This is a genomic window from Lactobacillus fornicalis, from assembly GCF_055362665.1.
This window is the reverse complement of sequence record NZ_JBLTIM010000080.1, coordinates 807-2,222: the sequence shown is the minus strand read 5'-3', so window position 1 is coordinate 2,222 and position 1,416 is coordinate 807. Positions and strand designations below refer to the sequence as shown.

General features: G+C 32.0%; 1 protein-coding gene and 1 pseudogene. One reads left to right on the top strand and one right to left on the bottom strand.

Annotated elements, in window-relative coordinates; genetic code table 11:
* The coding region (locus ACNDLV_RS08245; RefSeq protein ID WP_498883116.1) for a C1 family peptidase at positions 1 to 439 on the top strand (439 nt) is incomplete at its 5' end.
* Between the two features lie 378 nt (positions 440 to 817).
* On the opposite strand, the pseudogene ACNDLV_RS08240 reads toward ACNDLV_RS08245, so the two are convergent.
* Positions 818 to 1,416 (bottom strand): annotated as a pseudogene (locus ACNDLV_RS08240) (oleate hydratase); the annotation flags it as partial.

Here is a 1,416-nt window from a genome sequence, read left to right as displayed (position 1 = left end):
TGTACCAATGGAATTTTTAACTAGTGCTGCAGTAGCTCAATTAAAAGATGGAGAAGCTGTTTGGTTTGGTAATGATGTTGGTAAGCAAAAAGAAAATAAAACTGGCTTTTTAGCAACTAACCTATACAAATTAGATGAATTGTTTGGTGTCGACTTAACAATGTCCAAAAAAGAACGACTTGAAACTGGAGTTGGAGAAGTTTCTCATGCTATGACTTTAGTTGGTGTTGATGAAGATAATGGTGATGTGCGCCAATGGAAAGTTGAAAACTCTTGGGGTGAAAAAGTTGCTAAAAAAGGCTACTACATTATGAGCCAAGATTGGTTTGAAGAATATGTTTATGAAGTTGTTGTCCACAAAAAATATTTAACTCCAGAACAACAAAAATTAGCTGAAGGTCCTGCTGAAAAACTCCCTGCTTGGGATTCATTAGCATAATAATAAAAGAGCAAAATCTAATGATTTTGCTTTTTTATTTACAATTTATTACGTTACAATTCAATATTATTTTTTTCTTTCCAATTATAAATATTTATGTTTGGAGATATACTTACTATTGATAAATTAATTGCTTTTTAGTAAGAAAGAAGCAATATTATGAATATTCTTATCTTAGGAGCAATGGTAAAATTGCTCGACAAGATATTGGATTAAATAAGCCAAATACTGATGGGGATAAGCCATTATTTATATAAAATTAGAAATTAACTTGTTAAAAAATGTTGATATATCAAGGTTCATTCAATATAACCAAGATTATCAACATTTTTTATATTATAAAGTTAAATTTTTAAAACATTATCGAAAATAATATTTTTAACTGAACATTCTCTTTGTTGCTTTCATCAAAGTCTTAGGATCTTTGTCATATCTAGGGGTTAGAACCAATTTACTCATTGGAACACCTGCAAAGTGGAAAGCTGCCACTTCACCAGAGCGAACAGCACTTTCCTCAGTAAAAATCATTTGATAAGGTTGCTCAACAAATTCTCCAGTAAAAGCTAAATTAGTTGAATGTTTTGGAATAATTTCAGGACGGTCATTCTTTGCACGATTGTTAAACAAAGCTGAAGCATATGGCATGTAACATGGAATACAGTTGATTACACTAGCCAAAATTTTATCTTCCAAATCTTTAATGTTATGTGGACCTGGATCAACCTTAGACAATTGACCAATTAATTCTTGTAGCATTTCTTTACCAGTCATCTTGATGTACTCTTTGTCGACGAATTCACCCTTGCGCCGTGGATANNTGGTGAACCACAATCGACATATTTACATCTTTTTGACCCAATGGCGTAATTGGAGTGGTTGAAATGAATGAATTCAAGGCATTGCCTGGAACTTGTGTAGTGATTCTGGTAATTTCATTTAACAAAGTATGATCTTTAGTTGTCAAAGTGAAGCTTACC